Here is a 25,093-nt window from a genome sequence, read left to right as displayed (position 1 = left end):
GAAATATGGGGGAAGCCGGGATGGTTTCGCGCTGTTCGTCACGTCATTTTGGCCATCGTCTGCGGCCCGTCCTCGCGAGTCTCGCGCTTTGCTTGGCCGTGACCGCCTGTACCACGTCCGGCAGCGGGCCGGCCACCACGGCCATTCCGAATGCGCAGCCCGATTCCCGCGGCGTGATCACCTACGCGAGCTACCAGGTTGCCGTGGCGCAGGAAGGGGATACGCTCGACACGATCGCGACCCGGGTTGGCACGACGCCCGAAGAGCTCGCGCGGCTGAATGCACTTCCCGGCGAATACCGCCTGCGCGCCGGAGAGGTTCTCCTGCTGCCCGACAGCGTGCCGCGTCCGGCCGGTGCCGAAGGACTTGCCGGCGATGAAGTGACGACGGAAGTACTCGAATGGAGCCCGGAAGCCGCTGCGGCGGCCATCGACAGTTCGACGGCAAGCGATACCGCAGCGCCCCAGAGCAACCCGTTCCGCAACGGCCAGAGCCAGCCTCTGATCGATCCGATCCGCCACCGCGTCGAAGCCGGGGAGACGGCCTATTCCATCGCGCGTCTCTACGGTGTCTCCGTGACCGCGCTCGCGTCCTGGAACGGGCTCGATTCCGACCTGACGGTGCGCGAGAACCAGGAGTTGCTCATTCCCATCGTCAGCGATGCGAACCGTATTTCCAGTTCCACCGACACGCAGCCTGGCCAGGCCACCGCTGTGGCGGCCCCGGCCGTCGCGGCTCAGCCGTTGCCGGCGGATATCGCGACCGCCGATGCGCCCGATTCGCCCAACCTCGGGCAATATCGCACGCCTCCGGGCGGGCGTCTTGAGGCGCCGGTGTCCGGCAGCATCTCCCGCTCCTACGATCCGTCCAACCCGAACGGGGTCGGTTACGCGGTTGCATCAGGCACCAATGTCCGTGCGGCGGCTGACGGGGAGGTCGCCCTGATCTCCGAGGAACTTGGCGGCATCGGAACCATCGTCCTCATCCGCCATCAGGACGGGCTGATGACCACCTACAGCACCCTGACCGAAGTGACCGTGACAAAGGGTGACTCGGTGAGTGCCGGGCAGGTAATCGGCAAGGTCGCGCCCCGTGACAATCCAGAGTTGCAGTTCGACGTCTTCCGGGGCACGGACAGCGTCGACCCGACGCCCTATGTCAGCGGCTGATCCGAAAAACCGCAGCACTTCCTGAGGAAGACCCCGAACAGGAGGGGTCTTCCCGTTCTGCTCCGGCTTCCCTCCGCCTGACCTTGTCTCTATCGTTCGGTCCCGAGGGAAGGCAGGGGGGCAGTTCCATGAGCTACGAGACGATACTTCTCGACGTTGAGGACGGCATCGCGACCGTGACGCTCAACCGTGCCGAGGTGATGAACGCCTTTAACCCGCAGATGCGGCTCGAGCTCACGCATGTCCTGCGCCATGTACCCGAGATGGCGCGCGTTCTGGTGATCACCGGAGCAGGGGAGGCGTTCTGCTCCGGCCAGGACATCGGTGACGCCCATGGCGCGGCGGGCGAGAGCGTCGAGCGCATCGTGCGCGAGGAATACGCACCAATGATCGAGGGTCTCGTCGGCTGCCCGATCCCCACCATTGCCGCGGTCAATGGTGTCGCGGCCGGCGCCGGGGCAAGCTTTGCGCTCGCCGCCGATGTCGTCATCGCGTCCGAGAATGCGCGCTTCATCCAGGCCTTCACACGAATCGGCCTGATCCCCGATTGCGGCGCGACCTACACCCTGCCGCGCCAGATCGGCCTGCCCCGTGCCATGGGAGCGGCACTCTTCGGCACGCCCGTTTCGGCCGCCCAAGCTGCCGAATGGGGCATGATCTGGGAGGCGGTGCCGGAGGCTGCATTCGCCGAAACCATCCGGGCCCGGGCGTACGCCCTGGCCGAGGGGCCGGGCGAGGCCTACCGGCTTCTGAAGGAGGCCATGCGTCAGAGCGCGATGAACGATCTCCCGGCGCAGCTCGAGCTCGAAGCCCACCTGCAGGGCGAGGCGGCGCGCACCCGCGATTTCCAGGAAGGCACGCTCGCGTTCCGCGAACGTCGCGCGCCGCGGTTCGAAGGGCGCTGAGGACCATGTCATGACCACCGCCTTCGCCGACCTGATCACCACCGCCCCGCGCCCGCATGAGCCCGACCTCGCCGAGGCTGCGCGGACGCGGTTTGCCGATCTGCCCGAAGCGGCCCGCGATCTCGTCGCCGCGACATCCGCCTGCTCGGGCTATCTCCGCCGCAGTGCCGAGATCGAGGAGGAATGGCTGCGGGAGGCCGTCGCCCTGCCACCCGAGACGGCAATGGAGCAGATCCTCGCGGATATTCCCGACCCCAGTCCGGATACGCTCGGCAAGAACCTGAGGATCGCCAAGCGCCGCGGGGCGCTACTCATAGCGTTGGCCGATCTCGGGGGCGTATGGCCGCTCGAGAATGTCACCGGCGCGCTGACCCGCCTCGCCGATACCGCCGTCGATACCGCGCTCAAGACCCTGCTCGCGGTCGAGATCGGCCGGGGCAAGCTGCCGGGCTGCACCGAGGAGGACATCGCAACCGGGGCGGGGCTCTTCGCCCTCGCCATGGGCAAGATGGGGGCGGGCGAGTTGAACTACTCCTCGGACATCGACCTCATCATGCTCTTCGACGAGACGCGCTTCGAGCCCGACCAGTATGGTGAGGCGCGCCAGAGCTTCGTCCGTGTGACCCAGAAGATGGTCAAGCTCCTCTCCCAGCACACCGGCGAGGGCTATGTCTTCCGCACCGATCTTCGGCTGCGGCCCGATCCGTCCTCGACGCCCGTGGTGATCGCGACCGAAACCGCCGAGAACTACTATGAAAGCCTCGGGCGCACCTGGGAGCGCGCGGCCTATATCAAGGCGCGGCCCTGCGCGGGTGATATCGCTGCTGGCAGAGCCTTCCTAGACCGGCTCACCCCCTTCGTCTGGCGGCGGCACCTCGACTACGCCGCGATCGAGGATGCCTACGACATGCTCGAGCGCATCCGCAGTCACAAGGGACTTGCCGGTCCGATCGAGGTTCCGGGGCACAACGTGAAGCTCGGGCGCGGCGGCATTCGCGAGATCGAGTTCTTCGCCCAGACCCGGCAGCTCATCCTCGGCGGCCGGAACCGGCAACTGCGCGACCGTCGCACCCTGCCGATCCTCGCCGCGCTGGCGAAGGAGGGGTGGGTCGACGGCACCACCGCCACCGCACTCAGTGCGGCCTATCGCGCATTGCGCACGACCGAGCATCGGTTGCAGATGCTCGAGGATGCCCAAACACACCGGGTTCCGGCAAGCGATGCGGGGCTGGCGCGCTGTGCAGATTTCTGCGGATATGAAAGCGCGGAGGCGATGCTTGACGACCTCAAGTCACGCTTCGAGACGGTCCATGCGCTGACCGAACCCTTCTTTGCACCCGATGCTCCGCCCAAGGAAGCGGCCCCCTCGGTCTGGGAGGTCTTCAAGGACCCCGAAAAGGCCGAAGGGCTGATCTCCGGCTGGCGGAGGATACCCGCGTTGCGCACGGAACGGGCACGCGCCAAGTTCCGCCGGCTCGAACCCGAACTGTTGCGCCGGATCGCAGAGGCCCACGATGCCGACGAGGCCCTGCGCTCGCTCGACGCCTTCCTGCGCAGATTGCCGGCGGGCGTTCAGCTGTTCTCGATGATGGAAGCCAACCCGCAGCTTCTCGATCTGCTGGTGGACATCTGCGGAACCACCCAGGCTCTGGCCCACTACCTCGGCAGCAACGCGGGCGTTCTCGATGCGGTGATCAGCCAGGATTTCTTCGGCGGTCTCCGGGGTGTCGATGCCCTGCGCACCGAGTTGCAGGAGGTCGTGGACCGGGCCGCGGATTACGAGACCGTGCTCAACGCGACGCGCATCTGGATGAAGGAGCGGCACTTCCGCATCGGTGTCCACCTGCTGCGGGGCCTCTCCGAACCCGAGGAAGTCGCGGTGGCCTATTCCGCCGTGGCCGAGGCGGTCATCGACGTGCTGCTGCCCCAGGTCTCGGCCAATTTTGCCGAGCGCCACGGCAAGGCGCCGGGATCGGGCGCGGCCGTGCTCGCGATGGGCAAGTTCGGCAGCCGGGAAATGACCGTCTCCTCCGATCTCGACCTGATCATGATCTACGATGCGGAGTCGGGGGAAATGTCCGATGGCCGACGGCCCCTCGCAGCTCCGGCCTATTACGCGCGGCTGACTCAGGCGCTCATTTCGGCCCTGACCGCACCCACGCCCGAAGGCATTCTCTACAAGGTGGACATGCGGCTGCGCCCCTCCGGCCGACAGGGTCCGCTCGCCACCAGCCTTGCCGCCTTCCGCACCTATCAGGCGAAGGAGGCCTGGACCTGGGAGCATCTCGCGCTCACGCGGGCCCGGATCGTGGCGGGGCCGGTGCAACTGCGCCAGAGGATCGACGAGGCCATCCGCGGGTCGATTTCCGCGCCGCACGACCCGGAGAAGGTGGTGGCGGATGTGAAGGACATGCGCCGGCGACTGGCGGAGGCCCACGAGAAGGATGCCGCAAACCCCTGGACCACCAAGAAGGGACCCGGCCGGATGATGGACATCGAACTTTTGGTCCAGACCGGGGCGCTGATCCACGGGCTGAACGGCGTGCGCCGGCCCCGGCGCCTCGCGGATCGGCTCGTGAGACTGGGATGGCTCGGGAAACAGGACGGGGAGTGCCTCACCCGGTCGCTGGACCGGCTTGCGGCCTTTCAGCAGGTGAGCCGCCTTGCCTCGGACAAGACCGTCAATCCCAGCGAGCGCGGCGAGGGGTTTGTCCGCCTCGTGCTCCGGGTCACGGGTGCGTCGGATCTCGATACGCTGCGCGACACCTTCGTGAGAGAAGCGCGTCGCTGCGAGGAGATCATCAACCGTCGACTGGACACGGCATGATGCGGCCCGGACCGTTCGCAGGCACAAGGCGGAGGCTGCGACCGTCGGCGTGATGATCCCGCTCGTTTACCACCCCCACTACATCGCGCCGCTCAAGCCCGGACACCGGTTCCCGATGTCGAAATACGGCTACCTGCGCGAAGAGCTCGTCTCCCGCGGTCTTCTGCCTCCGACAGGCGGGTTCATCGCGCCCGCGCCCGCAAGCGTCCGGCAGGTCGCGGCCGTGCATGACCTTGGCTATGTCGAGCGTGTCGCGGGCCACCGCATCCTGCCCGACGAGGTGCGCCGGATCGGTCTGCCGAATACCGCCGCCGTGGCGCGCCGCGCCTTTCTTTCCGCTGCCGGAACCCTGCTCGCCGCCCGGCTCGCGTTCGAACACGGGATCGCCTGCAACATGGCCGGCGGCTCGCATCATGCCGGCCCGGCGGGCGGCGCGGGCTTCTGCGTCTTCAATGATGTCGCGGTCGCCGCACAGTCTCTCCTGGACGAGGGACTTGTCCGCCGGGTGCTGATCATCGACTGCGACGTTCATCAGGGCGATGGCACGGCAGATATTTTCCGCGACAATCCCCGAGTCTTCACCCTCTCGCTCCATGCGGAGAAGAACTATCCGGCGCGCAAGGCTCGCTCGGATCTCGATTTCCCGCTGCCCGATGGCTTGAAGGATGCCGCCTATCTCGAGCTTCTCGATCACGCACTCGACCGGCTCGACGGATTTGCGCCTGACATCGTGTTCTACAATGCAGGCGTCGATCCTCATGAGGAGGACCGGCTCGGCCGTCTCGCACTGACGAGCGAGGGGCTGCGCGCACGCGAGGCCCGTGTCATCGCCTTCGCGCGGCAAAGGGGCGTGCCGTTCACCGGCGTACTGGGCGGGGGATATGATGAAAACCCGGAGCGTCTTGCTGCACGCCATGCCATATTGTTCGAGGAGGCTGCGCGGTATGGCTGATGCGCACGCCGAGGCGTGTGTGTGATCGGAAATCGCGACGCAGTAGGAAGAGGTTTCGCAATGGCCCGCAAATATCACCCCGCCGATCCGCGCGGCCTTCTTGCCGAGGCCTACACGCTCGATATCGGTATCGAGGATTGCCGCACGATCTTCTTCGACTGGGCCGTGGGCCATTCCGGCATGACGGGCCGGGCGGAGATCCGGGCGCTGCTCGAGGCCTACGGCACCGCCCATCCCGATCACCCGATGACCCGCGTGCTCGAAGAGGGGTTGGCGGCGCCCGCGCGCGCCCATTCCCGCCGGGGTGGCGCAAAGGCCCGGCGCAAACCTTAAGCGGTCCTTTACGCGGGATTACTGTGAGCAAACCTGAACATTGCCTTTTGTGGCGAACCGGTTAGGGTTGCCGCACGGGAGGAATTCGTGCTGCGCAATTCTCGTCAAAAGAGACGCGCCGTAACTGGCTTTGGAACGGAACCGACGGGGTCGCATCGCGCGCCTGCGCCGGACCGTTGCCGAACGTGCCATGCCGTTTTGCCTCCCTGTTCACACGGGAGGAAGACATGACGCGATTGATCAAACGAAGATCCGCCCTGCGCACCATTGCAGGGGCCGGCGCCGCAACGCTGGCCGCACCGCATATCGCCAGCGCCCAGGGCCAGACGACCACATGGCGCATCCAGACATCCTGGCCGGGCGGCGCAGGGCTCCAGATCTTCAAGGACTGGTGCGCGACCATCGTGGAGAAGTCGGGCGGCGAGCTCGAGTTCCAGCCCTTCGGCGCAAACGACGTCGTCGGGGATTTCCAGCTCTACGACGCCGTGCGTAATGGCGTGCTCGAGGCGGTCAATCCCTTCACGATCTATGCCCAGGGCATCATTCCCGCGGCAACCTTCCTCACGAGCTACCCGCTTGCCCTGCGCAATCCGCATGAGTGGGACGTGTTCTACTATGGCCTTGGCGGGCTCGACATCGCGCGCGAGCTTTATGCCGAGCAGGGAATGCATTTCGTCGGCCCGGTGCACCATGGGCCCAACATCATTCACTCCAAGGTGCCGATCCGGTCCATCGACGATTTCCGCGGCCGAAAGATGCGCCTGCCCGGCGGCATGGTGGCCGAGGTCTTCACGGAGATCGGCGCGGAGACGACCGTGCTTCCCGGCTCGGAGATCTTTCCCGCCCTCGAACGCGGCACCATCGACGTGGCCGACTACGTGGGGCCGGCGGTCAACTACGCGCTCGGCTTTTCCCAGGTCACCAGCTACATCTCTATGGGACCTCCGGGCTTCATGTCGCTCTACCAGCCGGTCGACCTCATGGACATCACCGTCGGCATGGATGCCTGGAACGCGCTTTCGCCGCAGATGCAGCAGTTCGTCGAAATGGAGACCCACGTCTATTCCGACATGCATCACGCCGCGATCCAGAAGGCCGACCAGGAAGCCTGGGGACTCTTCGAGGCCGATGGCGTGGAGGTGACACGCCTCAGCCAGGACGACGTGGAACTGATGACCGAGGTGGCGGTGCCGATCTGGTTCGACTACGCAAACCGCGATCCCAACAGCGCCCGCGTCTTCAAGATCCAGCTCGACTACATGCAGTCCGGCTCGCTTGGCTATGTGGATCCGGCGCTGACCGAAGGTCTGACCCTCAACCTGTGATCCGCCAAACCGGCTGACACACTCGAAGGTCCGCGCGCTCCTGCGTGCGGGCCTGACCGGATTTGACCGGGCGCCCGGCTGCGCGCCCCTTCGGGGATACCCATGCCAAGTCTCGATTTCACATTGCCGCACTGGGCCTACTGGATCGGACTGATCCTGTTCCCGCTCGTTGCCATGGCGCTTTCCCGCCGCCAACGGCCCCGCGAGCGCCGGTATTCCCCGGTGCTGGGCTATTTCATCCTGATTACCGGCGGGATCATGGGCCTCCACAGGCTCTACCTGAGCAACCTCTGGGGGCTCCTCTACATCCCGGTCTTCATCTTCATTCTCTACGCCAACTCCGAAGCGCTTACCGCCCGCTCGGGTGTCTCGGATTATGCCAATGCGGTGCGCATGGCCGAGCGCACCCTCGACCGCGAGCAGGGCAGGGTGGAGACGGCCCGCGCCGACCTGCCGGCCCTGCGCGAAGCGCTCGAAACCGCGCAGGCCGAGGCCGATGAAGGCAGCTTTGCCATCCGCCGGGCCGAGCGTGACGTGGAACGGGCCGAAACCCGACTCGAGGAGGGCGAGGCCCGCATCGCGCTGGCCGAAGCCGATCTGGCCGAGGCGAAGCCGGGTCTCGAAACGGCACAGGCGGACCTGGATCGCTGGAACGGAATGGCGCGCATCGCCTTCTTTGCGATCCTCGCCGCAATGGCCGTCGATGCCGTCCTTCTGCCCATGCTTGTGCGCCGCGCCAACGCGGACCTTCCCGAGCATGAGGAAATGAGCGAGGCGGAAAAGGCGCTCAAGGCGCTGGAATCCGCCGAGCGCAAGGACGATGCCGACTACGTCTCCCGCGGCTGGACCGGCGCGCTCGACCGCTGCTCGCTCTATGCCGGCGAATTCGTCAGCTACTGGGCGGTGATCGCCGTCTTCGTTTATTATTTCGAGGTGCTGAGCCGCTATGTCTTCGGCAGCCCGACCAACTGGGCGCATGAGGCGATGTATCTCATGTTCGGCATGCAATACCTCGTTTCGGGCGCCTATGCCGCGCTGACCGAAAGCCATGTCCGGGTCGACATCTTCTACGCCTCCTGGTCGCCGCGCCGGAAGGCCATCGTCGACCTGCTGACTTCCGTCTTCTATTTCATCTTCGCGGGCACATTGCTTGTCACCGCCTGGATCTTCGCCATGGATGCACTCGCGGTGCCCTCGGGCAACGGCATCCTCTCGTCCTGGGCACGGGGCCAGATCTCCACCGGCGAGATGCTCGCGTCATGGGACCTGCGGCAATGGACGGATGCCAACATCCGCTGGGGCGAGATCAGCTTCAACGAATGGGAAGTGCCGCTCTGGCCGATGAAATGGGTGATGGTGATCGGTGGCCTGCTGCTTGTGCTGCAGGGGATTTCGAAGTTCGCGCAGGACCTGCGCAAAGTCGTGCAGGGAGTGTGATCCATGGGTCTCGAAATCGGCATCGAGTGGCTCACACTCATCATGTTCGGCTCGCTGATGGTGCTCCTGATGGCAGGCCTGCCGCTTGCCTTCGTCACCGGGGGGCTCGCGTGCGTCTTCCTCTTTCTCCTCGGTGACGAGCGCGCCCTCAATATCGTGCCGTCCCGCATCTTCCCGCTGATGACGAACTACCAGCTCTCGGCGATCCCGCTCTTCATCTTCATGGCCTCGATGCTCGAACGGGCGGGCATCATCAACGACATGTTCGACGTGATCTACAAGGTGCTCGGCGGGGTGAAGGGGGGCCTGGCAGCCGCAACCGTCATCGCCTCCACCGTGCTCGCGGCCATGGTCGGGGTGATCGGTGCGGCGGTCGTGACGATGGGGATCATTGCGCTCCCGGCGATGCTCGGGCGCGGCTATGACCCGAAGATCGCCATGGGCTCGATCATGGCCGGCGGCACGCTCGGCATCCTGATCCCGCCCTCGATCCTCGCCATCATCTACGCGGTGGTGGCCGAGCAATCCGTGGGCGAGCTCTTCATCGGCGCAGTGTTCCCGGGCCTTCTGCTCTCGGGCATGTATATCCTCTACGCGGTCGTCCAGTGCTACATCGACCCCAGGAAAGGCCCGCCGATCCCGCTGGAGGAGCGCGTCTCCACCCGCGAGAAGATCCGGCTCATGGGCAACATGTCCGCCCCCATCGTGCTCATTGCCGTGGTGCTGGGCGTGATCTTCACCGGGGTCGCCACGCCGGTGGAGGCCGCGGGCATCGGCACCTTCGGCGCGATCATCGTCGCCGCCATCCACCGCAAGCTCGATTGGCAGACCCTGCGTGAGGCCTCCCTCACCACGCTCAAGGCCTCCGCCATGGTCATCTGGATCATGTTCGGCGCAACGATCTTCGTCGGGCTCTACGTGCTCGAGGGCGGCCAGCAATTCGTCCAGAACGCACTCGCCGCCACCGGTCTCGGCCCCTGGGGCATCCTGATCGTGATGCAGATCGTACTCATCGTGCTCGGCATGTTCCTCGACTGGGTCGGCATCCTGCTGCTCTGCGTGCCGATCTTCGTGCCGATCGTGAAAGCGCTGGGCGCGCAGGCCTTCGGTCTCGACAACGCCGACGACCTCGTTCTCTGGTTCGGCGTGCTCTATCTCGTGAACATGCAGATGAGCTTCCTGTCGCCGCCCTTCGGCTATGCGCTCTTCTACCTGCGCGGCGTGGCACCACCCGAGATCCCCATGGGGCAGATCTTCCGCTCCGCGCTGCCCTTCCTGTTCCTGCAATTCGTCGGGCTCGCACTATGTATGATGTTCCCGGAAATCATCACATGGCTGCCACAGCAGGTTTACGGGTGAATGTGAGGACGGGGGGGGCTGACAGCCCCCTCGGTACCTGCGGCAAATATTGAATGCGCGGGCCTGCTTTTCCGGCGTTCGCGAGGGCAGAAGTACATAAGGAGGGCGGATATCACTCCCGCCCGCCGAGTCGTGCCATTGGTGCTGGAATACCATGGCACGGGACAAGCCGAAGGCGCCGTGCCTGCGGCGGCCCGACCGAACGGGCTGGCGCATCGTCAATGCAGGGGCATACCGCCGGTCTGGGCAGTCTTTTCACCATAAATTGCGCTGAACAGCCGCTGTTGCGCCAACCCCCGGTCCGCCGCCGGACCGGCACCGAACACGACAGCGGTTTGCAAATAGCAGTCGTTTGGATGTCACGCTGAAATGGCCCCGCCAGGAAAATGACGGGGCCGAGCCGTTTCAACTTTCGCCGCATGGGCTGGTATCAGATCCGCACCATTCTTGATCCGGCTCAGGCCCGCTGCGCCTGCGCCTCCACCTGTTCCGACAGCACCGCAAGAAACGCCGCGACATCTCCCTGCCGTGTCGACCAGGAACAGACGAGCCGCGCGGACAGGGGCTCGTCGTCCGGTCCCTCGAGGCTCTGGTTCCCCGGCCAGAGGTAATATTGCGCCCCGGCCTCCTGCAGCGCCCGATGGCCGGCCCGGGGCCAGGAGGCAAAGACGGCGTTGGCCTCGGTCGGGTGGTTGATTTTTGCGCCGGGCAAGGCGGCGATCCCGGCGGAAAGCTCGGCAGCTCGCGCGTTCGCCCGTGACGCCAGGTCCAGCCAGAGCCCGCCTTCCAGCCAGGCATCCATCTGGGCCGCGAGATAGCGATGCTTCGAGAAGAGATGCCCGCCGCGCTTCCGGCGCAGCTCGAACTCCCAGGATTTCGCCGGGTCGAAGAAGATCACCGCCTCGACGCCCATAAGCCCGTTCTTGGTCCCGCCCAGCGTGAGCACATCCACGCCAGCGCGCCAGGTCAGATCTGCCGGCGAACAGCCGAGCCCGACCAGCGCATTGGCGAAACGCGCCCCATCGAGATGCACCGGCAGGCCCGCATCATGGGCGATGTCCGATAGCGCGCGGATGTCGGCAGGCGTATAGACTGCGCCGAGCTCTGTGGAATTTGTCAGCGAAAGTGCGCCGCGCTGGACATTGTGCACGCCTGCACGCGCGGTGAAGCTGATGGCGCGGGTCAGCGCGTCGGGCGTGATCCGCGCATGATCCCCTTCGAGCAGCGTGAGCTTCGAGCCGCCCGTGTAGAATTCCGGCGCTCCGCACTCGTCCTCCTCGATATGGGCGTTCCGATGACAGTAGATCGTCGCCCAGGGCGGGCAGAGGCAGGCAAGTGCGAGCACGTTGCCCGCCGTGCCCGTGCCCACGAGATGCACCGCCGCATCGGGGGCCTCGAAGATCTCCCGCAACCGCACCGTGACGCGCTCCGTCAGCGGGTCCTTGCCATAGGCAGGCGTGTAGCCCTCGTTGGCGCGCGTGAGGGAGGCCAGAACTTCCGGCGCCGCCGGGGCCGCATTGTCCGAAACGAACCACATTACATCGCCTCCTCGATCACGTAGTCGGGCCAGTCGTCTTCGTCGAGATCGTATTCCGAGACCATTTGCCCGCGCAACGAGATGCCGGCCTTGTGGACACTCTCGGGATCGCCCGAAACCAGCGGATGCCACTTCGCCAGCCCACGCCCGTCCTGCATCCGGCGATAGGCGCAGGAAAGCGGCAGCCAGTCCGCGATCCGCTCCAGTGTCGCCATGTCGAGCACGTTGCAGTCGCGCACGAGCTGGCGGCGCAGCGGGTAGTTGCTGCACCGGCACGTGCCCTGATCGAGCAGACGGCAGGAGATGTTGGTGTAGGAAACCTCGCCGGTATCCTCGTCCTCGAGCTTGATCAGGCAGCACTTTGCGCACCCATCGCACAGCGCTTCCCATTCCGCCCGTGTCAGATCCTCGAGCGCGAACCGCTCCCAGAACCGGGGCCTCATGTCATCGGTCAAGTGGTGTCTCCTCGAGGGGCTGTCCGGGCAGGGGGGCATCGTCGAGAGCCGGGCCGAGCGCGGCCCTGAGCCCGCCGAGCCCTTCGCGGATCGCCTCGCGCCGCGGCTTGTAGAATACCCAGTTCTTGATCTTGCGCGAGGTGACGAGCCCCGCTTCGGCGAGCACCTGCATGTGCCCCGTGACCGTCGGCTGCGTCACGCCGAGCTTCTCGGTGATGAAACCGACACAGACGCCGTCATCCTCGAGATCGCCATCGCGCTGGGGCGGGAAATGCTGGCGTGGATCGAGGATCCATCGCAGGATCATCAGGCGGTGGCGATTCGACACCGCGCGCAGGAAGCACAGCGTTGACTCCTCCGAAACGTCCATATAGGAAAACCCCTATATTGCAATTCTCCAAAACAGCATATCCCACGTCTCTCCCGTCGAAAAGGGCCCCCTCATGACCCGAGAGCTCTCATTTGAAGTCTGGGATGTCTTCACTGACAGCCCGTTCGGCGGCAACCAGCTCGCCGTGATCCCCGATGCGCGCGGCCTGAGCGCGGAGGCCATGCAGGCCATTGCCCGCGAATTCAACTATTCCGAAAGCGTGTTTATGCTGCCTCCCGAGGCGGGCGGGACGATCCGGCTCAGGATCTTCACGCCGGGCTCGGAAGTGCCCTTCGCCGGCCACCCGACGCTGGGTGCCGCGGCAAGCCTCGCCAATTCGGGCTACGCCTTCGGGCAGCCGGTGCCGCTCGAGATGGTGATCGAGGAAGGCGCGGGCCCGGTTGCCTGCACCGCATCGCTGTCGGGCGAGGTCTGGCACGCAAGCTTCAACAGCCTCACCCCGTTCGAGCGCGGGGCGGAATTCACGCCTGCCGAGATCGCGGCCTGTGTCGGACTGAAGCTCGGAGATCTTGCCACGGAAAGCCACGCGCCGTGCCTCGCCTCCAAGGGCCTGCCCTTCGTGATCGCGGAAACCGCCTCGCGCGAGGCTCTGTCGCGGGCCGAACCGAAGCGCGATGCCTTTTCCGCGCTGAAAGCCGCAAACACCGATGCGCCCGGCATTCTTGCCATCGCGCTCTATGCCCGGGGAAAGGGAGAGGCCGCGGCCATGCGTGTCTTCGCACCCCTGGAAGGCATCGAGGAAGATCCGGCAACCGGCAGCGCCGCGGCCGCGCTCTCGGGCCTTCTCTGCGATCTCGGCGGTGAGCCCGTCTCGCTGGTCATATCGCAAGGCTCCGAGATGGGCCGCCCCAGCCAGATCGTGGCCGAAGCCGCCCGAGCGCCGGATGGCACCTCGGATGTGACGATCTCCGGCCCTGCCGTTCACGTGATGACGGGGGCGCTGTTCCTGCCTGAATAGCCCCCGGCAGGCCCGTTAGTTCCCGAAGATCCCGCGGAACACGCTCTCGAACACATTTTGCACCGTGTCGCCGACGTTCTGCGCCACCTGGCCCGGACGGATGTCCGGCATGGCCACCTGAGGGGCCGCCGGTTCCGGGGCACGCATGGGCAGCGGTTTCGCGGGCACGCCATTGGTAATCCGCACCATAGCTTCCTGCCAGATCTCCGCCGGCAATCCGCCGCCGGTCACGCCCGACAGGGGCGTGTTGTCGTCATAACCCATCCAGACCCCGGTGACATAGTTGCCGGTGAAGCCGATGAACCAGGCATCGCGCGCCGCCTGGGTCGTGCCGGTCTTTCCCGCTGCCGGCCGGTCGGGAAGCTTGGCGCGGGTGCCGGTGCCGCGTTCGACCACATGGTTCATCATCCAGACCAGTTCACCAGCTGCGCGCTCGTTCATCACCCGCACCGGTGGCTTCCGCCCCGATCCCATCAGATGCGTGCCGTCTTCCTTGAGCTGAATTTCCCGCATCCCGAATGGGATGGCCGCAACCCCGCCATTCAGGATACCGGCGTAGGCACCCGTCATTTCAAGCAGCGTCGCCTCGGACACCCCGAGCGCCAGCGCCGGCCCGTCCGCGATCGGCGAGCTGACCCCGAAATCCTGCGCCAGTGCCTTGACGCGTGCGCGCCCCGTCGCTTCCGAGACCCGTACCGTGGCGGTGTTCACCGAATAGGTCAGCGCATCGTCGAGCGTGATGTCACCCCGATACTGTCGCGAATAGTTGCGCGGCGACCAGTCGCCCGAGCCGGGCACATTGAGCGTCAGCGGCGCATCGAGCACCGTATCGAGCGGACTTGCCCCCGATTGCAGCGCTGCGGCAAAAACGAAAGTCTTGAAAAGCGAGCCGGTCTGGCGCTTTGCCTGGGTCGCGCGGTTGAACTGCCCCTCGGTGCCGCCAAGATTGCGCCCGCCGACCATCGCGCGCACCGCCCCGTCGGGGGACATCACAACGATCGCCGCCTGCGCCTTGGACCCGGGCTTCACCTTGGTCTCGAACACATGCGTGAGCGCCTGTTCCGCGGCCCGCTGGATGCGCGCGTCGAATGTCGTCAGCACCGAGATGTCCTCGGTGGTCTTGCGCGTGAGAAAATCGGGCCCGCTCGACATGACCCAGTCAGCGAAATCACCGCCGGCACGTTCCGCTGCCGCGCGCGAGAGCGAGGCCGGGCTGGCATGAGCCACAGCTGCCTGCTGGGCCGTCAGGTATCCCTGATCCTCCATCAGGTCGATGATCGTCGAGGCCCTCTCCTGCGCTAGGGCGAGGTTGTTGGTGGGGGCAAAGCGCGAGGGCGCCCGCAGGAGCCCGGCCAGCATCGCCGCCTCGGACGGATCGACCTCCGCGGCCGACTTGCCGAAATAGCGTTCGGAGGCGGCCTGGAACCCGGTCGCGCCTGCGCCGAGATAGGCCCGGTTGAGATAGATCGACAGGATCTCGTTCTTCGAGAACTTGAACTCCAGCGCCAGCGCGGCCGGCACTTCCTTGATCTTGCGTTCGAGCGTCCGCTCGTTGTCGAAGAAGATGAGCTTGGCCACCTGCTGGGTGAGCGACGATCCGCCCTGAACCGTGCCGCCAGCGCGGTAGTTCACCAGCGCGGCGCGGGCCAGCCCGCGGAAGTCCAGTCCGAAATGGCTGTAGAACCGCCGGTCCTCTGTGGCGACCACCGCATGAACCAGGTGCGGCGAGACATCTTCGGCCCGCGCGAGGCCCTGCTGGCTTCCGCGCCAGGCGAAGACGTTGTTGTGACGGTCAAGGAACGTGACCGAACCGCGATCGCGCCCGTCGAGCAGGGCGTCGAAATCGGGAAGCTGGCTGTAGTAATACGCCGTGGCGATCCCGACCGCGAGGCCGACTGCGATCCCTGCGCGTAGGCCGATCCACCATAGGATGCGGAAAATGCTCGAAAAAAAGCCACGCAGCATGCGTTCGGGCGCACCAAGCCGCGCGCGAGCCTTGGGCTTCGCCCGCTTTGCGGGGGCCTTTTTCGGTTTATTGGTCGCTTTGGCCATCCGTCGGCCACCTGCTCTCGTTGTTTTTTACCACAGTAAGGTCAAAGCACCGGGCATTCCAGCCCAATGCGGCCCCGTCGGGTCAAGCGCGGGCGCGGAATGCCGGATACGTGAACAGAATGCGCCGGATTTTCGCACATTCTGCCCAACCATTAGACACCTTTAATTACTCCACCAGGGGGAATCGGTAAAATTCCTTTGAAATCAAGCAATTGTGACGCCTTGGTTAACCCGGCACGAATCCTGCTTTGCTGCCCTCAAGGAATGCGAATGAGGGAATGGGATGAAGCTCATCATGGCGGTGATCGATCCGCCGAAGTTCGAAGGCGTGCGCAAGGCGCTTTCGGAGTTCGGGATCAAGGGTCTCATGGTCTCGGAAGTCATGGGGCATGGCCGGCAGGTCGGCCATACCGAGATCTACCGGGGCGCGGAGTATGAGGTGAATTTCATCTCCAAGGTCAAACTGGAGATCGTGGTGCCCGAGGAGGTCGCCGAGCAGGTCGTGGCCATCATCGGCGAGGCGGCCAGATCCGACCGGATCGGCGCGGGCAAGGTTTTCGTATTCGACGTTTCGGACGCCGTTCGCGTCCGCACGGGCGAGACAGGCCATGACGCGCTCTGAGTTCTGCGTCGCCGAAGAGCGTTCTTGCACCGCGCTGGCCGGGCAGAAGGACTCATCTGCTGGAAATGCTCTCGAAACCGGCGCCGCGGCGTTGGCAATGGTCCGCCTTTCTAAGCAGATGTGTTCAAAAAATGTGCAAATGCCGGAAAATGAATTCACGGCCACAGGTTCCGCCCCCCGGTTCGCTTTCTGGATCGGCAGGCCCTCTGATACTGGCCCTCACCGGGTACCGGACCTGACCGCCGGCCAAAAGAGAAGGCGCCGCATCGCCGCCTTCCGACGAATTAAGGAGAGAGGAAACTCATGAAACTGATCATAGCCGTCATCAAACCCTTCAAGCTGGAGGAGGTCCGCGAGGCGCTGACCACCATCGGCGTGCAGGGTCTGATGGTCTCCGAGGTCAAGGGTTACGGTCGCCAGTCCGGCCACACCGAGATCTACCGCGGCGCAGAATATGTCGTGAACTTCGTCCCGAAGATCAAGCTGGAACTCGTCGTCTCCGACGCGGTCGCTCCGCAGGTCCTCGAGACGCTCTCCACCACGGCGAAGACCGGCAAGATCGGCGACGGAAAGATTTTCGTTCTCGATGTCGAACAGGCGATGCGCGTGCGTACCGGCGAGACCGGTGAAGAAGCTCTGTGAGCGCCAGACTTACCAGGAAGGGGTAACCAAACACATGAACAAGTTCTTTAAATGTTCCGCAGTGGCGGCGCTCGCGCTCGGAGCGGCGACCCAGGCGGGATTCGCGCAGGAGGCCGCTGCAAGCGTAGACCCGGCCGAACACACGGTCTGGATTCTCAACACGCTGCTGTTCCTCATCGGCGGTTTCCTCGTCATGTGGATGGCGGCCGGCTTCGCAATGCTCGAAGCAGGTCTCGTCCGCTCGAAGAACGTCACCATGCAGCTGCTGAAGAACATCTCGCTCTTCTCGCTGGCGGCAATCTTCTACTACCTGATCGGCTACAACCTGATGTACCCGCTCGGCGCATGGTCCATCGGCACAGATGAAACCGGCGGCTATCTCGGCGCCTTCGGCGTGGCCGTTCTCGAAGCGGTCGGCATCGGCGCAGACAGCGCGGATGACATCGCCTATGCTTCCACGGGTTCGGACTTCTTCTTCCAGCTGATGTTCTGCGCCACCACCGCCTCGATCGTGTCCGGCACGCTGGCGGAGCGCATCAAGCTCTGGCCGTTCCTGATCTTCGTGATCGTCCTCACTGCGTTCATCTACCCGATCCAGGCCTCCTGGAAATGGGGCGGCGGCTTCCTCGACAGCCAGTACGGCTTCCTCGATTTCGCAGGTTCCACGGTCGTGCACTCGGTCGGTGGTTGGGCGGCTCTCGCTGGCGCGCTCATTCTCGGACCGCGTCTCGGCAAGTATCCCAAGTCCGGTGGCGTGCATCCCTATCCGGGTTCCAACCTCGCGCTGGCAACCCTCGGCACGTTCATCCTCTGGCTCGGCTGGTTCGGCTTCAACGGCGGTTCGCAGCTTGCCATGGGCTCGATCGGTGATGCCGCCGACGTGAGCCGGATCTTCTCGAACACCAACACCGCCGCTGCCGGTGGTGCCGTGGCCGCGCTGATCCTGACCCAGATCCTCTACAAGAAGCCCGACCTCACCATGGTCCTCAACGGCGCTCTTGCGGGTCTCGTCTCCATCACCGCAGAGCCGCTGACGCCTTCGCTGGGTGCGGCAACGCTCATCGGCATGGTTGGCGGCGTTCTCGTGGTCCTCTCGGTTCCGATGCTCGACAAGATGAAGATCGACGACGTCGTCGGTGCGATCCCGGTCCACCTCGTCTGCGGTATCTGGGGCACGCTTGCCGTCTGCTTCACGAACTCGGATGCGACCTGGGGTGGTCAGATCATCTCCATCGTCATCGTCGGCGCCTTCGTCTTCGTGGTTTCGGCCATCGTGTGGCTGATCCTGAAGGCCACCATGGGCATCCGCGTCAGCGAGGAAGCCGAGATCGACGGTCTCGACCTCGATGAGCTCGGCATGGAGTGCTACCCGGAATTCGTCGCCGCCAAGGCGTGATTTTCCCCCTGCCGGGGTGAAAGCCCCGGCTCAGACGACTGGGCCCGGATCATCGCGATCCGGGCCTTTTTCGATTCACGCACGCTGTCTTGGGGGAAGATGCGCGTGAACCGCTCCTCCCTGGCTTGGACTTGCGTCATCCACACCCCCGATCCTGCTTCGAGGGCATGGTGCGCGGATCACATGCTCGGGGGAAGAACCACAGCATCGATCACGTGAATGATGCCGTTTGAGGCGGAGATATCGGTCGCCGTCACGTTGGCGTCGTTGATCATCACGCCGGAAGCGCCGGCATCAATATGGATGCGCTCGCCGTTGACGGTCTTGGCGGCATCATACTTCACGACCTCCGAGGCCGGAAACTCGGCCGGAACCACGTGATAGGTCAGGATCTCCACAAGCTTGTCCTTGTTGGCGGGCTCCAGGAGCATCTCGACCGTGCCATCCGGCAGCTTGGCGAAGGCTTCATCCGTCGGGGCGAACACGGTGAACGGCCCGTCGCTCTTGAGCGTATCGACAAGATCGGCGGCATCGAGGGCCGCGGCCAGCGTCTGGAAATTCCCCGCGGCGACAGCGGTGTCGACGATGTCGGCGTCTTGGGCAAACGCGCTGCTTCCAGCGGTCAGTCCTGCAAAAGCCACGGCTGCCAAAGCCATTTTCTTCAGTCCGGTTGCCATTTGATCCTCCTGTTGCTTTCAGATTTTGGGCCGCCCATTGCGGCTTGGAATTGAAGATAGGGAAAGTTTGTTTTCTTACGAGAAACATTTGCGTGATAGGAAAGTGATATTGCTGGAAATGAAAGTTCCGCTCGGAGTATCTCTTGGGAGGAAAGAGTCCGGGGGCGCAGGAATGATTTCACAGACACTTATGGAGGGGCTGGAAAAATACCGCATCGGGCCGAAGGTCCGAAACCTCCGCAAGGAGAAGGAGCTGAGCCTCGCGGAGCTTGGCAATCACACCGGCCTGTCGCCGGGCATGCTGTCGAAGATCGAGACAGGCCAGCTCTTCCCGACACTGCCCACGCTCCTGCGGATCGCGCTCGTGTTCGGCGTCGGTCTGGACCACTTCTTCGTCGATGACGAGGAGCAGCCGAAGGTTGCCGTCGTGCGGCGGGCGGAGCGCATCCGGCTCCCGGACCGGCCCGATACGACCAATCCGAGCTACCTGTTCGAAAGCCTCGATTTCCCGGTCATGGACCGCCGGATGGAGTCCTATCTCGGCACCTTTCCGTCCGGCGCCCCCGTGACCGAGCCACACCGCCACGATGGCGAGGAGCTGATCTATGTGATCGACGGCGCGTTGCGGGTCGATATCGACGCGCAGAGCTTTCACCTCGGCCAGGGAGACGCGATGTATTTCGACTCGAGCCTGCCCCATGCCTACTCGGCCGAAGGGGCAGGGGCCTGCACGGCCATCGTCGTGGTCTGCGCCGGCACCGGCGGCTGATCAGGGGTAGGCCTTTGCCACCAGCCGTCCCTCGAGCATCATCGGCAGGTGGAGCACATTCCCGTCAGAGGAAATGTCCGCCAGTCCCGGCGCAAACGTATCGACCACCGAGGCCGTTCCGTCCGCCCCGATCTCGAAGAGCGCGCCGGTGATCCAGTCATTCACGAGAAGCGCGTCACCCGCCCGCGTTATCCCGTCGAGATTGCCAAGTTCGGGCACGACAACGCGGATCGCCTGCGTCTCCGGGTCGATTGCCAGCAGCGATCCGGGCACTTCCGTGGTGAAATCCGCCGCGATGCCCTCACCCCAGGAGCCGACGAGCAAGCGGTCCCGATCCCAGTAGACGCCATTGGGGTGGCTCAGGCGCGCATCCTGCAACCAGAGCGTCATTTCCCCATCCTCGTAGCGCCAGAGACTGTGCGCCATCATGTCGCTGACAAAGGCTCCCTTCCCATCCGACGTGATATCATTGAGGAAAACCGCATCCTCCACCTCGATGGAGCGCAGCACTTCGCCTGACGTCAGATCGACCTCATGGAGCCGCGTCAGATCGGCCACCAGCAAGACATCGTCCACGATTGCCAAGCCCTTCGGTGCATCGAGCCCCGTAGTCCAATTGGCGTCGAGCACCGCGCCATCGGATGAGAGCAGCACCAGCCCGCCATTGCCATCCGCCGCCGTGGGATCACCGCCGATCACGCTCAGGATGATCCGACCGCGGGCCGGATCGACCACTGCCGATTCCGGCATGTCGAACCCATCCGCCACCCAAAGCTCATCCGCCGCAGCCGCCGGGGTCGCAAAAGCCGCCACGGCGAGGAACACGCCTGCAAAACCCTTCATTCCGAGAACCTTTCACTGGATCAGGCACAACCGCCTGATAGGAAAGGCATTGCATTTCTATCTGATGCGGCAAAATACATTCCATGAAGTATCAAAAAACGATACCTTCTTCTGGAAATCAGGATCATGGAGACCCGCCCATGCAGGCCCTCATCTTCGAAACCCTGAAATCCGTGCTCCGGGCGCGCGGTATTACCTACGCCGAGCTGGCCCGCCGGCTCGGCACCTCAGAGCCCACCATCAAGCGCATCTTCGCCGCGCGCGACGACAAGCTCAGCCGGATCATCGAGATCTGCGCCGCACTCGACGTTTCGCTTGACGACATCATCGCCCAGGCCAGCCGGACAGAGGTCAGGCCGGTGGAACTGGGAGACCGGCTCGAGATGCGCCTCGCCGAGGATCCCTCCGCCTTTCATCTCTTCCTGCTTCTGCGCGACGGAATGCCCGCCGCGGAGATCGGGCGCCAGTTCGGTCTCGATGCCCGCACGCTCTTTCGCATCGGGCGGCGCCTCGAGGACATGGGACTGGCGGAGGTTCTGGAAGGTGGCCGCATCCGCATCCTGCTCGAAGCACCGATCCGCTTCCGGCTCGATGGCCCGCTCCATGCGGCGCTCCTGCGCCTCAATCTCGAATTCATCCGCGAGGTCTTCCTTGCGGGCGAGGGCGAGGATGCCGGTTTCCTCACCCGGTCCCGCCGGATCTCCGCGCATACGGCTCGTCATGTCATGGAGAGCCTGCGCGCGCTCACCCGCGAGCTGTCCGAAATGGCCCGGCAGGATCAGCTCACACTCCCCGCCGCCGAGCTTCACAGCTACAAGCTCTGCCTCGCCTGGGGCCCGGTGGATTTCGCGCGCCTCGCGCCCATCACCGAAGAGGCGGGCCGAGGGATGGCGTCCCATCGGTGAATTTTTCGCGTCAGGCCGCTCGCGGGGCTTGCACCGCCCGCGCCGCGCGGCAATCGTGTCGCATGACCGAACCGATCAGACCCTGGCCCTCCGTGGCCGCCGAACTTGTCGCTGTCGCTGCCCGTCGCGCGCCCGCCGACATGGTGATCCGCAATTGTCGCTGGGTGAATGTTCATAGCCGCGAGGTGATCGAGGGCACGGACATCGCCATCAAGGCGGGCCGCTTCGCCTATTGCGGTCCCAATGCCGAGCCCATGATCGGCCCGGAGACGAAGGTGCTCGATGCGGTCGGCAAGTTCCTCGTGCCGGGCCTGTGCGACGCGCACATGCATATCGAATCCGGCATGCTCACGGTCAGCCAGTTCGCCCGCGCCGTCATTCCCCATGGCACTACCACCATGTTCGTCGATCCCCATGAGGTCGCGAATGTGCTCGGGCTCACCGGCGTGCGGCTCATGCACGACGAGGCGCTGGCCCAGCCGGTCAATGTCTTCGTGCAGATGCCCTCATGCTGCCCGTCTGCGCCGGGCCTAGAGACGCCGGGGGCCGAGATCAGCCCCGAGGATGTCGAGAAGGCCATGGCCTGGCCCAACATCATCGGGTTGGGCGAGATGATGAACTATCCCGGTGTCGTGGCGGGCGACGAGAAGATGCTGGCCGAGATCGCGGCAACGCAGGCCGCGGGCAAGACCGTCGGCGGGCATTACGCCAGCCCCGATCTTGCCGATTTTCACGCCTATGCGGCGGGCGGCCCGGCGGACGACCACGAAGGCACCCGCGAATCCGATGCCATCATGCGCGTGCGCCAGGGAATGCGTGCGATGATGCGGCTGGGCTCGGCCTGGTATGACGTGAAGGCCCAGGTCACCGCCGTCACCGAACGCGGGCTCGATCCGCGCAACTTCATCCTCTGCACCGATGACTGCCACTCCGGCACGCTCGTTCATGATGGTCACATGAACCGCGTGGTGCGCCATGCCATCGACTGCGGTCTCGATCCGCTGATCGCGCTCCAGATGGCCACGATCAACACCGCAACCCATTTCGGCCTCGAACGCGAGCTCGGCTCGATCGCCCCCGGCCGGCGCGCCGACTGCATCCTGACCTCGGACCTTTCCACGCTCCCCATCGAGACGGTGATCGCCCGCGGCAACATCGTCGCGCAGGACGGCCTCTGCCTCGCCGAACAGCCCGAGTTCACCTGGCCTGACAGCGCGCGCGAAACCGTCCGCATGGGCCGCGCGCTCGGCTCCGCCGATTTCGAGATCCCCGCCCCCGAAGGCGCCATGCTCGTGCGCGCTCGCGTGATCGGCGTGGTCGAGAACCAGGCCCCGACGAAGGCGCTCGAAGCGGAGGTGCCGGTCGCCGGCGGCATCGTGCAGATGAACCCGGACGCCGACATCTGCCAGATCGCGCTCGTGGAACGCCATCGCGGCACCGGCGCGGTCGTCAACGGCCTTGTATCGGGCTTCGGCTACGACGTGCCCTGCGCCATGGCCTCCACCGTCGCCCATGACAGCCACCACATGATCGTCGTCGGCACCTCCCGCGAGGACATGGCCCGCGCCGCGAACCGTCTGGGCGAGGTCGGTGGCGGCATCACCGTCTGGAAGGAGGGCGAGGAGATTGCCCTCGTGCCGCTGCCCATCGCCGGCCTGATGTCCGACACCCCCGCCGAGGAGGTCGCCGACCAGGCCGCCCGCATGATGGAGGCGATGCGTGCCTGCGGCTGCACCCTCAACAACGCCTACATGCAGCACTCGCTGCTGGCGCTCGTCGTCATCCCCGAGCTTCGGATCTCCGATCTCGGCCTGATCGACGTGACGCGCTTCGAAAAGACTGACCTGCTCCTTACCGACTAGAACCGAACAAGCCCGGACCAGACCCATGACCAAGCGCATCCCGCTGGCGGAACTCAAGCTCATCTGCCCGGACCCGGAACCCGCCGAACTTTTCACCGATCCCGGCGAGGCCGTCGCCATGCTCAAGGCGCGCTATGCCGCGGCCACGGGTTTCCTGCGCGAGAAATTCGCGGACGTGATGAGCGGGGTGGAGCCGGAAGGCCATTACCGCGCCTACTATCCCTCGGTCGCCATCACCACCAACAGCTACGCCACCGTCGACAGCCGGCTCTCCTTCGGCCATGTCGCGGAGCCGGGCGATTACGAGACCACCATCACCCGCCCGGATTTCTTCGAGGGCTACCTCACCCAGCAGATCGGCCTGATCCTCCAGAACCACGGCGTGCCCGTACGCATCGGCACCTCAGACACGCCGATCCCGCTGCATTTCGCCATGACCGAGGACACCCACGTGGAGGGCTCGATCGAGGACGTGCTGCATCGGCCGCTGCGCGACATCTTCGACGTGCCCGATCTCAACACCACGAACGACCAGATCGTGAACGGCATCGCCGCCCCCACGCCCGATTTCCCGCGCCCCCTCGCGCCCTTCACCGCGCAGCGGATCGACTACTCGCTGGCGCGGCTTGCGCATTATACCTCCACCAGCCCGTCCTGGTTCCAGAACCATGTCATGTTCACGAACTACCAGTTCTACATGGACGAGTTCGTTGCCTTCGCGAAAGCGAGCCTCGCGGACCCCAATTCCGGCTACAAGGCCTTCGTGGGCCCCGGCAACGTCGTGACCACTCACGATGGCACGAAAGGCGAGCCCGCCGGGCGCACGCCGCAGATGCCGACCTACCACCTCGTGCGCGAGAACCATTCCGGCATCTCCATGGTCAACATCGGTGTCGGTCCGTCGAATGCCAAGACGATCACCGACCATGTCGCCGTCCTGCGGCCCCATGCCTGGATCATGCTCGGCCATTGCGCGGGCCTTCGGAACTCGCAATCGCTTGGCGATTATGTCCTGGCCCATGCCTACATGCGCGAAGATCATGTGCTTGATGACGATCTGCCGCTCTGGGTGCCGATCCCGGCGCTGGCCGAGGTTCAGGTGGCGCTCGAGGAGGCCGTGGCCCAGGTCACCGGGCTTGAAGGCTACGGGTTGAAGAAGATCATGCGCACCGGAACGGTCGCCACCATCGACAACCGCAACTGGGAACTGCGCGACCAGTCGGGCCCCGTGCAACGGCTCAGCCAGGCCCGCGCCATCGCGCTCGACATGGAAAGCGCGACGATCGCGGCCAACGGCTTCCGGTTCAGAGTGCCTTACGGAACATTGCTTTGCGTCTCCGACAAGCCGCTTCATGGCGAGTTGAAGCTGCCGGGCATGGCGACGAGCTTCTACAAGCGTCAGGTTGCCCAGCATCTCGAGATCGGGGTGCGCGCCCTGGAAAGCCTTCGGGACATGCCGCTCGAGAAGCTTCATTCGCGCAAACTTCGCAGTTTCGACGAAACGGCGTTTTTGTGACAGATTCACGATAAATTTGTGTGAAAATTTGGGCAACGGGGGTGTAACCGCAACCTGAATGCCACACTCGACTCGCGAAAAACCAATATTTAAAGGGCTTCGTTGCAATCTATGATTGTTTTTGCTGCCTGATGGCGCTTATGTGACGCCCAGTGACCCGC

General features: G+C 64.8%; 23 protein-coding genes. 17 read left to right on the top strand and 6 right to left on the bottom strand.

The window, feature by feature from the left end; all coding sequences use genetic code 11:
* Positions 1-20: 20 nt before the first annotated feature.
* The 8 genes from ACP15W_RS12750 (at position 21) to ACP15W_RS12715 (ending at position 10,307) form a co-directional block, all read left to right on the top strand.
* Positions 21-1,169, top strand: coding sequence for a LysM peptidoglycan-binding domain-containing protein (locus tag ACP15W_RS12750; protein WP_424933276.1), 1,149 nt, complete (start codon positions 21-23; stop codon positions 1,167-1,169).
* A 128-nt stretch (positions 1,170-1,297) separates the two neighbouring features.
* Positions 1,298-2,074: an enoyl-CoA hydratase-related protein gene (locus tag ACP15W_RS12745; RefSeq protein ID WP_424933275.1), complete on the top strand. Its 777-nt coding sequence runs from the start codon at positions 1,298-1,300 to the stop codon at positions 2,072-2,074.
* 10 nt (positions 2,075-2,084) lie between these two features.
* Positions 2,085-4,901, top strand: coding sequence for a bifunctional [glutamine synthetase] adenylyltransferase/[glutamine synthetase]-adenylyl-L-tyrosine phosphorylase (locus ACP15W_RS12740; protein WP_424933274.1), 2,817 nt, complete (start codon positions 2,085-2,087; stop codon positions 4,899-4,901).
* A gap of 52 nt (positions 4,902-4,953) precedes the next feature.
* Positions 4,954-5,853, top strand: coding sequence for a histone deacetylase family protein (locus tag ACP15W_RS12735; RefSeq protein WP_424933273.1), 900 nt, complete (start codon positions 4,954-4,956; stop codon positions 5,851-5,853).
* Between the two features lie 60 nt (positions 5,854-5,913).
* Positions 5,914-6,186 (top strand): hypothetical protein, encoded by a 273-nt coding sequence (locus ACP15W_RS12730; protein ID WP_424933272.1) that lies wholly within the window; start codon positions 5,914-5,916, stop codon positions 6,184-6,186.
* Positions 6,187-6,413: 227 nt separating this feature from the next.
* Positions 6,414-7,511, top strand: coding sequence for a TRAP transporter substrate-binding protein DctP (dctP, locus tag ACP15W_RS12725; RefSeq protein ID WP_424933271.1), 1,098 nt, complete (start codon positions 6,414-6,416; stop codon positions 7,509-7,511).
* A gap of 102 nt (positions 7,512-7,613) precedes the next feature.
* Positions 7,614-8,948, top strand: a complete 1,335-nt coding sequence (locus ACP15W_RS12720; RefSeq protein WP_424933270.1) for a TRAP transporter small permease subunit — start codon at positions 7,614-7,616, stop codon at positions 8,946-8,948.
* A gap of 3 nt (positions 8,949-8,951) precedes the next feature.
* Positions 8,952-10,307: a TRAP transporter large permease gene (locus ACP15W_RS12715; protein ID WP_424933269.1), complete on the top strand. Its 1,356-nt coding sequence runs from the start codon at positions 8,952-8,954 to the stop codon at positions 10,305-10,307.
* A 457-nt stretch (positions 10,308-10,764) separates the two neighbouring features.
* Here ACP15W_RS12715 and ACP15W_RS12710 read toward each other — a convergent pair whose 3' ends face one another.
* The 3 genes from ACP15W_RS12710 to ACP15W_RS12700 are packed head-to-tail and all read right to left on the bottom strand — an operon-like array spanning position 10,765 to position 12,669.
* The gene (locus tag ACP15W_RS12710; protein WP_424933268.1) at positions 10,765-11,844 is read right to left on the bottom strand and encodes a threonine aldolase family protein; all 1,080 of its coding nucleotides are present in this window, start codon (positions 11,842-11,844) and stop codon (positions 10,765-10,767) included.
* Positions 11,844-12,287, bottom strand: coding sequence for a YcgN family cysteine cluster protein (locus ACP15W_RS12705; RefSeq protein WP_424933409.1), 444 nt, complete (start codon positions 12,285-12,287; stop codon positions 11,844-11,846). The genes ACP15W_RS12710 and ACP15W_RS12705 overlap by 1 nt, the downstream gene beginning before the upstream one ends.
* Position 12,288: 1 nt before the next feature.
* Positions 12,289-12,669: an ArsR/SmtB family transcription factor gene (locus ACP15W_RS12700; protein ID WP_424933267.1), complete on the bottom strand. Its 381-nt coding sequence runs from the start codon at positions 12,667-12,669 to the stop codon at positions 12,289-12,291.
* Positions 12,670-12,742: 73 nt separating this feature from the next.
* Between ACP15W_RS12700 and ACP15W_RS12695 the strand changes: the two genes are divergently transcribed.
* Positions 12,743-13,648: a PhzF family phenazine biosynthesis protein gene (locus ACP15W_RS12695; RefSeq protein WP_424933266.1), complete on the top strand. Its 906-nt coding sequence runs from the start codon at positions 12,743-12,745 to the stop codon at positions 13,646-13,648.
* Positions 13,649-13,663: 15 nt separating this feature from the next.
* Here ACP15W_RS12695 and ACP15W_RS12690 read toward each other — a convergent pair whose 3' ends face one another.
* On the bottom strand, positions 13,664-15,700 hold the full coding sequence (locus ACP15W_RS12690; RefSeq protein ID WP_424933265.1) for a transglycosylase domain-containing protein: 2,037 nt from the start codon (positions 15,698-15,700) through the stop codon (positions 13,664-13,666).
* A gap of 283 nt (positions 15,701-15,983) precedes the next feature.
* Here ACP15W_RS12690 and ACP15W_RS12685 point away from each other — a divergent pair, with 283 nt between their 5' ends.
* Genes ACP15W_RS12685 through ACP15W_RS12670 form a run of 4 tightly spaced genes read left to right on the top strand, consistent with a single transcriptional unit; the run spans position 15,984 to position 18,360 of the window.
* The gene (locus ACP15W_RS12685; RefSeq protein WP_424933264.1) at positions 15,984-16,322 is read left to right on the top strand and encodes a P-II family nitrogen regulator; all 339 of its coding nucleotides are present in this window, start codon (positions 15,984-15,986) and stop codon (positions 16,320-16,322) included.
* Positions 16,309-16,629 (top strand): hypothetical protein, encoded by a 321-nt coding sequence (locus tag ACP15W_RS12680; RefSeq protein WP_424933263.1) that lies wholly within the window; start codon positions 16,309-16,311, stop codon positions 16,627-16,629. The genes ACP15W_RS12685 and ACP15W_RS12680 overlap by 14 nt, the downstream gene beginning before the upstream one ends.
* A complete protein-coding gene (locus ACP15W_RS12675) occupies positions 16,626-16,964 on the top strand; it encodes a P-II family nitrogen regulator (RefSeq protein WP_424933262.1) in 339 nt (112 codons plus the stop codon). Before ACP15W_RS12680 ends, ACP15W_RS12675 begins: the two co-directional genes overlap by 4 nt.
* A 34-nt stretch (positions 16,965-16,998) precedes the next feature.
* Positions 16,999-18,360: an ammonium transporter gene (locus ACP15W_RS12670; protein WP_424933261.1), complete on the top strand. Its 1,362-nt coding sequence runs from the start codon at positions 16,999-17,001 to the stop codon at positions 18,358-18,360.
* A 179-nt stretch (positions 18,361-18,539) separates the two neighbouring features.
* On the opposite strand, the gene ACP15W_RS12665 is transcribed toward ACP15W_RS12670, so the two are convergent.
* Entirely contained in the window at positions 18,540-19,037 is a 498-nt protein-coding gene (locus tag ACP15W_RS12665) for a fasciclin domain-containing protein (protein WP_424933260.1), read from the bottom strand.
* Positions 19,038-19,209: 172 nt separating this feature from the next.
* Here ACP15W_RS12665 and ACP15W_RS12660 point away from each other — a divergent pair, with 172 nt between their 5' ends.
* Positions 19,210-19,806 carry a helix-turn-helix domain-containing protein gene (locus tag ACP15W_RS12660; RefSeq protein ID WP_424933259.1) on the top strand — a complete coding sequence of 199 codons (597 nt, stop codon included), beginning with the start codon at positions 19,210-19,212 and terminating at the stop codon, positions 19,804-19,806.
* On the opposite strand, the gene ACP15W_RS12655 is transcribed toward ACP15W_RS12660, so the two are convergent.
* A complete protein-coding gene (locus ACP15W_RS12655; RefSeq protein WP_424933258.1) occupies positions 19,807-20,649 on the bottom strand; it encodes a hypothetical protein in 843 nt (280 codons plus the stop codon).
* Positions 20,650-20,789: 140 nt separating this feature from the next.
* Between ACP15W_RS12655 and ACP15W_RS12650 the strand changes: the two genes are divergently transcribed.
* From ACP15W_RS12650 to ACP15W_RS12640, 3 genes are all read left to right on the top strand, one after another.
* The gene (locus ACP15W_RS12650; RefSeq protein WP_424933257.1) at positions 20,790-21,554 is read left to right on the top strand and encodes a helix-turn-helix domain-containing protein; all 765 of its coding nucleotides are present in this window, start codon (positions 20,790-20,792) and stop codon (positions 21,552-21,554) included.
* A 62-nt stretch (positions 21,555-21,616) separates the two neighbouring features.
* On the top strand, positions 21,617-23,416 hold the full coding sequence (ade, locus tag ACP15W_RS12645) for an adenine deaminase (protein ID WP_424933256.1): 1,800 nt from the start codon (positions 21,617-21,619) through the stop codon (positions 23,414-23,416).
* Positions 23,417-23,441: 25 nt separating this feature from the next.
* Positions 23,442-24,932 carry an AMP nucleosidase gene (locus ACP15W_RS12640; protein ID WP_424933255.1) on the top strand — a complete coding sequence of 497 codons (1,491 nt, stop codon included), beginning with the start codon at positions 23,442-23,444 and terminating at the stop codon, positions 24,930-24,932.
* Positions 24,933-25,093 lie beyond the last annotated feature (161 nt).

This window comes from Amaricoccus macauensis (genome assembly GCF_049800915.1).
GTDB lineage: Bacteria > Pseudomonadota > Alphaproteobacteria > Rhodobacterales > Rhodobacteraceae > Amaricoccus > Amaricoccus macauensis_A.
Note: the sequence above shows the minus strand (reverse complement) of the source record. Positions and strands in the feature narration are given on the sequence as shown.

Bases quoted from the DNA above. Each gene is read 5' to 3' on its own strand.
- ACP15W_RS12640 (WP_424933255.1), top strand. From the start codon at position 23,442: ATGACCAAGCGCATCCCGCTGGCGGAACTCAAGCTCATCTGCCCGGAC.
- ACP15W_RS12730 (WP_424933272.1), top strand. From the start codon at position 5,914: ATGGCCCGCAAATATCACCCCGCCGATCCGCGCGGCCTTCTTGCCGAG.
- ACP15W_RS12665 (WP_424933260.1), bottom strand. From the start codon at position 19,037: ATGGCAACCGGACTGAAGAAAATGGCTTTGGCAGCCGTGGCTTTTGCA.
- ACP15W_RS12720 (WP_424933270.1), top strand. From the start codon at position 7,614: ATGCCAAGTCTCGATTTCACATTGCCGCACTGGGCCTACTGGATCGGA.
- ACP15W_RS12690 (WP_424933265.1), bottom strand. From the start codon at position 15,700: ATGGCCAAAGCGACCAATAAACCGAAAAAGGCCCCCGCAAAGCGGGCG.
- ACP15W_RS12680 (WP_424933263.1), top strand. From the start codon at position 16,309: ATGACGCGCTCTGAGTTCTGCGTCGCCGAAGAGCGTTCTTGCACCGCG.
- ACP15W_RS12740 (WP_424933274.1), top strand. From the start codon at position 2,085: ATGACCACCGCCTTCGCCGACCTGATCACCACCGCCCCGCGCCCGCAT.
- ACP15W_RS12750 (WP_424933276.1), top strand. From the start codon at position 21: ATGGTTTCGCGCTGTTCGTCACGTCATTTTGGCCATCGTCTGCGGCCC.
- ACP15W_RS12660 (WP_424933259.1), top strand. From the start codon at position 19,210: ATGATTTCACAGACACTTATGGAGGGGCTGGAAAAATACCGCATCGGG.
- dctP (WP_424933271.1), top strand. From the start codon at position 6,414: ATGACGCGATTGATCAAACGAAGATCCGCCCTGCGCACCATTGCAGGG.
- ACP15W_RS12735 (WP_424933273.1), top strand. From the start codon at position 4,954: ATGATCCCGCTCGTTTACCACCCCCACTACATCGCGCCGCTCAAGCCC.
- ACP15W_RS12670 (WP_424933261.1), top strand. From the start codon at position 16,999: ATGAACAAGTTCTTTAAATGTTCCGCAGTGGCGGCGCTCGCGCTCGGA.
- ade (WP_424933256.1), top strand. From the start codon at position 21,617: ATGACCGAACCGATCAGACCCTGGCCCTCCGTGGCCGCCGAACTTGTC.
- ACP15W_RS12705 (WP_424933409.1), bottom strand. From the start codon at position 12,287: ATGAGGCCCCGGTTCTGGGAGCGGTTCGCGCTCGAGGATCTGACACGG.
- ACP15W_RS12655 (WP_424933258.1), bottom strand. From the start codon at position 20,649: ATGAAGGGTTTTGCAGGCGTGTTCCTCGCCGTGGCGGCTTTTGCGACC.
- ACP15W_RS12650 (WP_424933257.1), top strand. From the start codon at position 20,790: ATGCAGGCCCTCATCTTCGAAACCCTGAAATCCGTGCTCCGGGCGCGC.
- ACP15W_RS12675 (WP_424933262.1), top strand. From the start codon at position 16,626: ATGAAACTGATCATAGCCGTCATCAAACCCTTCAAGCTGGAGGAGGTC.
- ACP15W_RS12685 (WP_424933264.1), top strand. From the start codon at position 15,984: ATGAAGCTCATCATGGCGGTGATCGATCCGCCGAAGTTCGAAGGCGTG.
- ACP15W_RS12715 (WP_424933269.1), top strand. From the start codon at position 8,952: ATGGGTCTCGAAATCGGCATCGAGTGGCTCACACTCATCATGTTCGGC.
- ACP15W_RS12710 (WP_424933268.1), bottom strand. From the start codon at position 11,844: ATGTGGTTCGTTTCGGACAATGCGGCCCCGGCGGCGCCGGAAGTTCTG.
- ACP15W_RS12745 (WP_424933275.1), top strand. From the start codon at position 1,298: ATGAGCTACGAGACGATACTTCTCGACGTTGAGGACGGCATCGCGACC.
- ACP15W_RS12695 (WP_424933266.1), top strand. From the start codon at position 12,743: ATGACCCGAGAGCTCTCATTTGAAGTCTGGGATGTCTTCACTGACAGC.
- ACP15W_RS12700 (WP_424933267.1), bottom strand. From the start codon at position 12,669: ATGGACGTTTCGGAGGAGTCAACGCTGTGCTTCCTGCGCGCGGTGTCG.